8 protein-coding genes are annotated in these 6,594 nt (G+C 46.9%); 5 read left to right on the forward strand and 3 right to left on the reverse strand.

All coding sequences use genetic code 11. The features are described from left to right. Positions 1-126: 126 nt before the first annotated feature. Positions 127-660, forward strand: a complete 534-nt coding sequence (locus KNO76_RS10025; protein ID WP_214885194.1) for a YceI family protein — start codon at positions 127-129, stop codon at positions 658-660. A 26-nt stretch (positions 661-686) separates the two neighbouring features. Here KNO76_RS10025 and KNO76_RS10030 read toward each other — a convergent pair whose 3' ends face one another. Further along, positions 687-1,670 (reverse strand): metal-dependent hydrolase, encoded by a 984-nt coding sequence (locus tag KNO76_RS10030; RefSeq protein WP_214703981.1) that lies wholly within the window; start codon positions 1,668-1,670, stop codon positions 687-689. A gap of 89 nt (positions 1,671-1,759) precedes the next feature. On the opposite strand from KNO76_RS10030, the gene mutY reads away from it, so the two are divergent. The 4 genes from mutY (at position 1,760) to KNO76_RS10050 (ending at position 5,626) form a co-directional block, all read left to right on the forward strand. Then, positions 1,760-2,794, forward strand: a complete 1,035-nt coding sequence (gene mutY / locus KNO76_RS10035; protein WP_214885196.1) for an A/G-specific adenine glycosylase — start codon at positions 1,760-1,762, stop codon at positions 2,792-2,794. Continuing rightward, complete coding sequence (locus KNO76_RS10040; RefSeq protein ID WP_214885197.1) at positions 2,781-3,206, forward strand: hypothetical protein; 426 nt, start codon at positions 2,781-2,783, stop codon at positions 3,204-3,206. Before mutY ends, KNO76_RS10040 begins: the two co-directional genes overlap by 14 nt. A gap of 89 nt (positions 3,207-3,295) precedes the next feature. Further along, entirely contained in the window at positions 3,296-3,838 is a 543-nt protein-coding gene (ntdP, locus tag KNO76_RS10045) for a nucleoside tri-diphosphate phosphatase (protein WP_015880896.1), read from the forward strand. A gap of 39 nt (positions 3,839-3,877) precedes the next feature. Next, positions 3,878-5,626 carry an ABC transporter ATP-binding protein gene (locus KNO76_RS10050; RefSeq protein WP_214885199.1) on the forward strand — a complete coding sequence of 583 codons (1,749 nt, stop codon included), beginning with the start codon at positions 3,878-3,880 and terminating at the stop codon, positions 5,624-5,626. 32 nt (positions 5,627-5,658) lie between these two features. Here KNO76_RS10050 and KNO76_RS10055 read toward each other — a convergent pair whose 3' ends face one another. Together KNO76_RS10055 and KNO76_RS10060 are read right to left on the reverse strand one after the other, a co-directional pair. Further along, positions 5,659-6,054: a thiol-disulfide oxidoreductase DCC family protein gene (locus KNO76_RS10055; RefSeq protein WP_214885202.1), complete on the reverse strand. Its 396-nt coding sequence runs from the start codon at positions 6,052-6,054 to the stop codon at positions 5,659-5,661. A 53-nt stretch (positions 6,055-6,107) separates the two neighbouring features. Beyond that, positions 6,108-6,335 (reverse strand): hypothetical protein, encoded by a 228-nt coding sequence (locus tag KNO76_RS10060; RefSeq protein WP_251127965.1) that lies wholly within the window; start codon positions 6,333-6,335, stop codon positions 6,108-6,110. Positions 6,336-6,594: the final 259 nt, after the last annotated feature.

Genomic DNA, 6,594 nt, shown 5'->3' on the forward strand with positions numbered 1-6,594 from the left:
TGTGATAAAAGTCAAAATTTTTCGACAATAATTTGTCAATATTTTGTAAAAATGTTTTGAAGTCAAGGTTTTTGGTAATCAGTACATTGTGTACATCATTCAATTACCTATAAGGAGTGAACTAACATGGCGAAGACATATCAAGTTGACCCGGCGCACAGTTCCATCACCTTTACCGTTAAACATATGATGATTTCAAAGGTAAAAGGCGAATTTAAAGAGTTTGATATAGAAGCGAACGGAGACCCAAACGACTTGGCAAATGCGAGCGTAAAAGTGACGATTCAGGCAGCATCAATCGACACCAACAACACGGATCGGGACAACCACCTCCGTTCAGGCGATTTTTTCAACGCCGAGGAGTATCCGCATCTCGTCTTTCATTCGACTTCTTTCCGTTCAAAAGGGGGCGGAGAATTCGAATTGACAGGGGATTTGACGATTCGAGGAACGACGCGGGAAGAAACGTTTGAAGTGGAGTATGAAGGAAGCGCAAAAGATCCGTGGGGCAACATGAAGCACGCTTTCTCCGGTGAAGGTTCGCTCAACCGTGAGGACTATGGATTGACGTGGAACCAAGCGCTCGAGGCGGGCGGCGTCCTCGTCGACAAGAAAGTCAAATTTGAGTTCGAGCTTCAGTTCACTGAAGTTGAGGCATAAGAAAAGTCGCTCACCTGAGCGACTTTTTATTGTTCATATACTAATTTTTTCTGGAGACTGTCTTCGCTGAATACCCATCCAGTGAATGAAGACAAGACCTCATTCGACTGTTCATCGACAATGACGACGGCGACGAACGGATACATATTTTTAGAGAAGTAGCGCAAATTTGTGAAACGGTATTCAATCATCCCGTTATGGCGTGTCACAGTGTACGTATGAATTTTAGAAAACTCGAGGAACGCCTGCAAATCTGCATTTTTTCGAGCCTCTACGAAATGAAGATCTTCTTCTCCCGGCATCGGTTTATCGCGGAAGCGACCACACTCGATGACTTTCCCTTTCTTTACTTTCACAGCTCCGAGACCGTTACGGAAACGCACGGCGACATGCCAGTCATCCCAACCGATTCCTGGCGAGATGAATAACTCGTGTGCACCAGCAAAGTGTCTTGCTACTGTAGCGAGCGCACGGTTACGCAATTTAAACTGAATTGCATAGTAACTGATGACAAGCGCAATGAGCAATGCAAAAATAGGGACAGTCGCACCGGTTATCATCCATAATGCATATGCACCATAATAAGCAGAGAACAAGTACGGATCGAACGTTCCGATGACGCCCCAACCAATCCATTTTTTCGAAAATGGCTGCAGCGCTTGCGTTCCGTAAGCGTTGAACAAGTCGACCGTGACATGTAGTAACACGGCAATTTGTGCCATTACCCATAAGGAAGCGGGATTGACGCCAAGGACCGTCCCGATGACGGCACTGACAATGATTGGCCAAGCAAGAAGTGCGGTTATTCCGTGTGAACGACCACGATGCTGGCGTAAATACGTACTATTTCCTTTTAACTTAAAGACGGTGTCGAAGTCTGGTGCATGCGAGCCGACGAGAGCCGTCGCTGTCATGGCCAGAAACATTTGTGCATCACCTGACACTTCCGGGCTGAGTGTCGCGATGGCACTTAAACCAAGTCCCATACCAATGTGTGTCGCAGTATCCAATGTGCTTCAGCACCTCCATCAATAAATACAATAATAACGTCATCTATTCTTATTTATCATACAATATTTTTAAAACGAGGGGAAACACAATGCTTAATCTTGATAAATTGTTCACAAATTATAATATTCATCAATTCAATGAGGAATTGGTCACCTGGTTCAATCGTGAAAAGCGTGATTTACCTTGGCGATATGCGAAAAATCCCTATCGTGTGTGGGTGAGTGAAGTCATGTTGCAACAGACACGGGTTGATACGGTCATTCCGTACTACAATCGCTTTATGGAACGCTTCCCGACACTCGAAGCGCTCGCTTCCGCTGAAACAGACGAAGTCGTGAAGTACTGGGAAGGGCTCGGTTATTACTCACGCATCCGAAACTTACACGAGGCGGTCAAAGAAGTCGCTTCCGTTTACGATGGAATTGTCCCAGAAGAGAAAGAGCGATTTGAAAAATTAAAAGGAGTCGGTCCGTACACGACGGGAGCCGTGCTGTCGATTGCGTATAATCAACCGGAACCGGCTGTCGACGGGAACGTCATGCGTGTCATGTCCCGTCAATTCGGGATCTATGACGATATCGCATTGCCGAAGACACGAAAAATCTTTGAACAAGTCATTCGTCGATTGATGGATCCGGCTCACGCATCCGATTTTAATGAAGGCGTGATGGAGCTAGGTGCTACGGTATGTACCCCGAAGAATCCAATGTGTTCGCTCTGTCCGGTCCAGGAAATATGTTATGCTTTCGCTCATAACGTCCAAGATGAGTTACCGGTCAAAACAAAAAAAGGGGCGGCACGTGTCGAAATGTATGATGCGCTTTGGATTGAGAAAAAAGGGAAAGTCGCCTATGTACAGCGACCGGAAAAAGGACTTCTCGCTGGGATGTGGCAATACCCGCTTACAGAACGGGGAACGGGGGAACAGGTTAACGGAACGTATCTCGGGCAAGTGAAACATGTCTTCTCCCATATCGTCTGGTATATCGATTTATATCGAGTCAATACGCTTCCGACCGATAATGTCGTCTGGTTAGACGCTTCGGAGCGTGAGACGAAGACGGTTTCTGTGGCCCAACAAAAATTAGAGCGATTGGCAGGTGGTGAACGTGAGACGATTTGATGTAGCGTCGACATACGATACAACGGTCGATACTTTATGGGAATTGTTGCAGGATGCTTCGCTTTTGACGAAATTGACGCGGTTTCCTAAAGTACGTTTGGTTGGAGATGGCGCCTCGGTCGAGAGGAATGAGATAAAATTATTGATTGGAGTTGGACCGGTAGAATTGCCGTGGAACAGTACCATTACCATTGCAGGAAAACAGGCATTCTGCGATCAAGGGAAGACGTTACCGTTTCCGTTCAAACGATTCACACACGTGCATCGGGTTGAAGAACGACAAGGAAAGGCGGTAATGGTAGACGAAGTGACATTTGATAGCTATGTTCCGAACCTACTCGTTGAATATTTTGTGCTTCGTCCAATGTTTCAAGAACGGGCACGGGCCTTCCGAAAAACACTAAATTCATGAAAATAAGAGATTTTCTTTTTCATTGGTTCTGAAAGTCGCTATAATTAAATATGAGAATTGTATAGCATCACAGCGGAAAGGAGGAGCTTATGAGCTTATTTCCCAAAGCAGGTAGCAAAATCGAGATACAGAGCTACAAGCACAACGGAACTTTGCATCGCGTTTGGGAAGAAACGCTCGTCCTTCAGTCGTCAAAAACGGATATGATCGGATTCAATGACCGCATCATGGTCAGTGAGTCAGACGGTCGGCAATGGAGAACGCGAGAGCCGGCAATTTGCTACTTTTCATCTGAGTATTGGTTCAATGTCATCTGTATGATTCGCGAAGACGGGATTTACTACTATTGTAATCTAGGTTCGCCGACTACATTTGATGGGGATGAACGTGCCATCAAATACATCGATTACGATTTGGACATCAAGGTGTTCCCAGATATGTCGTATACGATTTTAGATGAAGATGAATATGAGCGGCATCGTCGTGAGATGAATTATCCGAAAGCGATTGATCGAATCTTGAAGCAGAACGTGCAAGAACTGATCAACTGGATTCGAGGACGGAAAGGGCCGTTCAACCCAACATTTGTCGATGAATGGTATCGCGAATACGAAGCACGTTACCGGAGATGATTCCTCATCTCCGCTTTTTTTCTTAAGTCAGGAGGCATTATGGGTAGTATTAAACGTTATATGCAATTTGTTAAGCCTTATAAAAAACAAATTGCCCTTACCATTTTCGTCGGGATTTTGAAGTTTTCTATCCCGCTCGGATTACCGTTACTTTATAAATATGTCATCGATAACTATTTGGTGGACGACGCACCGAAACAGGATTATACGACGCTCGTCTGGTTGTTCAGCATCGTTTTCTTCGTCTTCCTCGTCGTCAAGCCGCCAATTGAATATTTGCGTCAATATTTGGCGCAGTGGGCCGCGACGCGTGTCTTGTTCGATGTCCGGAACCGGTTATTTGACCACGTCCAAAAGTTGTCGCTCCGCTTTTATTCAAACAATAAGACCGGTCAAATCATTTCACGGATCATCAACGACGTTGAACAGACAAAGGACTTCGTCATCACCGGCCTGATGAATATTTGGCTCGACATGGTCACCATCCTCATTGCCATTGGGATCATGTATACGATTGACCCACAACTCACACTGATTGCGATTTTACCACTTCCGTTTTATGCGATCGCAGTCCGCTATTTCTATGGACGGTTGCGTCGTTTGACGCGTGAACGGTCGGCGGCACTCGCTGATCTTCAAGGTCATTTGACAGAGCGCGTGAACGGAATGGCCGTTATCCGGAGTTTTGCGTTAGAGCCATATGAGAACAAGGCGTTCGAACAACAGAACGGCGGCTTCTTGAATGCGGCGCTTAAACATACGAGTTGGAACGCCAAGACGTATGTCGTCGTGTCGACCATCACCGATATCGCGCCGATTCTCATCTTTACGACGGCATCATGGCTTGTCCTTCAAGGGCCGGTAACGCTTGGAACGCTTGTGGCGTTCATCGCTTATATTGATCGTCTGTATGCGCCGCTCGGTCGTCTCGTCAATTCGGCGACGACACTCACGCAATCGGTCGCGTCGATGGACAGGGTTTTTGAATTTTTAGATGAAACGTATGATATCGAAGAGAAACCGAACGGGTTCGTCCCGTTGTCGACAGCAGGTAAAATCGACCTTGACCACGTCAGTTTTTCGTATGAGCAGGACGGGACACGGGCGTTGAATGATGTGAACCTCCAGATTCGTTCCGGGGAACGCGTGGCATTTGTCGGGATGTCCGGTGGAGGGAAGTCGACACTCGTCAGCTTGATTCCACGTTTTTATGACGTGACGGATGGAAGCATTAAAATCGACGGGGTCGATGTACGTGATTTCAAATTGCGTGCGCTCCGTGATCAAATCGGAATGGTCATGCAAGACTCCGTCCTCTTCAGTGAATCGGTCGCGATGAATATTCGGATGGGGAATCCGAATGCGACGGACGAAGAAGTCATCGCAGCGGCGAAGGCAGCTAACGCCCATGAATTCATCTCGAAACTCGAGGGGGGATATGCGACACCGGTCGGGGAGAAAGGTGTCAAACTCTCCGGGGGACAAAAACAGCGGCTTGCGATTGCCCGTGTGTTTTTAAAGAACCCTCCTATTTTGATTCTAGATGAGGCGACAAGTGCACTCGACCTAGAAAGTGAAGCGATGATTCAAGATTCGCTTGCCCGTCTGACGAAGGGGCGGACGACGTTAATCGTTGCCCATCGTTTGTCAACGATTACGGACGCGGATCAAATCGTCGTCGTCGATAACGGTCAAATCATGGAGACGGGAACGCATGAAGAACTGATGCGTCGTCGAGGGGCGTATTACGACCTGTATATGATTCAAGATTTAGCAGTAGTTGAATAATAAAAAGTCGAGTCCTTATGGGCTCGACTTTTTTAGCGGTCTAAAAATCGTTTACGAATCTCTGATGAAGGGAGTGTGCACACTTCCTTTTTCCCGAATAGACGTGTCCGATATTTGGCGAAGAATGTATATCCATGATCACGAATCGGTCTAGGTATGAAACGAATAAGTCGAAGCAGGCGCCAACGGCCATCAAGGTGTTCGGCAATTCGAATCGCAGCGTTTGATTTTAAATAGGGAACTCCCTCTTCAACATAGACGATACTGTCGACTGATTCCGGAATCCGGTGTCGTGTTCGAAACGACTGACCGACCTCGCTTTGAAGCGATGCAAAGTGAATCGAGGCGTGTCGGTCGTGACGAATGATGAACTGGACACTGGCATCACAGAAGTTACAATCGCCATCAAATAAAACAATCGCAGGCAAGTACTTCGCCTCCTTCATCGTACTGTTTTACCGTTTTGTCGTCCTGTTAAACGTCAAGCAGCAAGTTGAGGAGCAGGTTGCATCTTATAGAGCGAGACATAATACAAGTATGCACCGAGTGCACCGAAGATCAAGATATACCCACTCATAAAGACAGGGCCGATGAACGCACCGACGACAATGCCGGTTGCCGCGACGAGTTTAGCTCCGTGGAACGTGAGGCCACCGAAGGCGAGATAAGAAGCACGTCGTTCAGGGACGAGAAAATCAATTTGTTTCACCTGGCGTATCGAAGAATACAGGAGTTCACCAATGGAAAATCCTTAAATTTCATATGGTGAGCACCTCCTTGGTTCTACTGTAATGGGGGGACGGTGCAAGACAAAAAAAAGACACTTTTGATGAAGATGTCCCCTTTTAGCTAATAAAAAAGAGATGCTCGCGCATCTCCCAGGCTGTTGACTAACATGAATCATATCGCTCGCCTTTCCGGCGCCCACGCTTTCCGCAGGCAATCCCGGAGCCGCATCGCGACTTGGG

Source organism: Exiguobacterium sp. s101, from assembly GCF_018617835.1.
GTDB lineage: Bacteria > Bacillota > Bacilli > Exiguobacteriales > Exiguobacteriaceae > Exiguobacterium > Exiguobacterium marinum.

Excerpts from the sequence above, each read along its gene's own strand:
- KNO76_RS10025 (WP_214885194.1), top strand. The coding sequence starts at position 127 with ATGGCGAAGACATATCAAGTTGACCCGGCGCACAGTTCCATCACCTTT.
- mutY (WP_214885196.1), top strand. The coding sequence starts at position 1,760 with ATGCTTAATCTTGATAAATTGTTCACAAATTATAATATTCATCAATTC.
- ntdP (WP_015880896.1), top strand. The coding sequence starts at position 3,296 with ATGAGCTTATTTCCCAAAGCAGGTAGCAAAATCGAGATACAGAGCTAC.
- KNO76_RS10050 (WP_214885199.1), top strand. The coding sequence starts at position 3,878 with ATGGGTAGTATTAAACGTTATATGCAATTTGTTAAGCCTTATAAAAAA.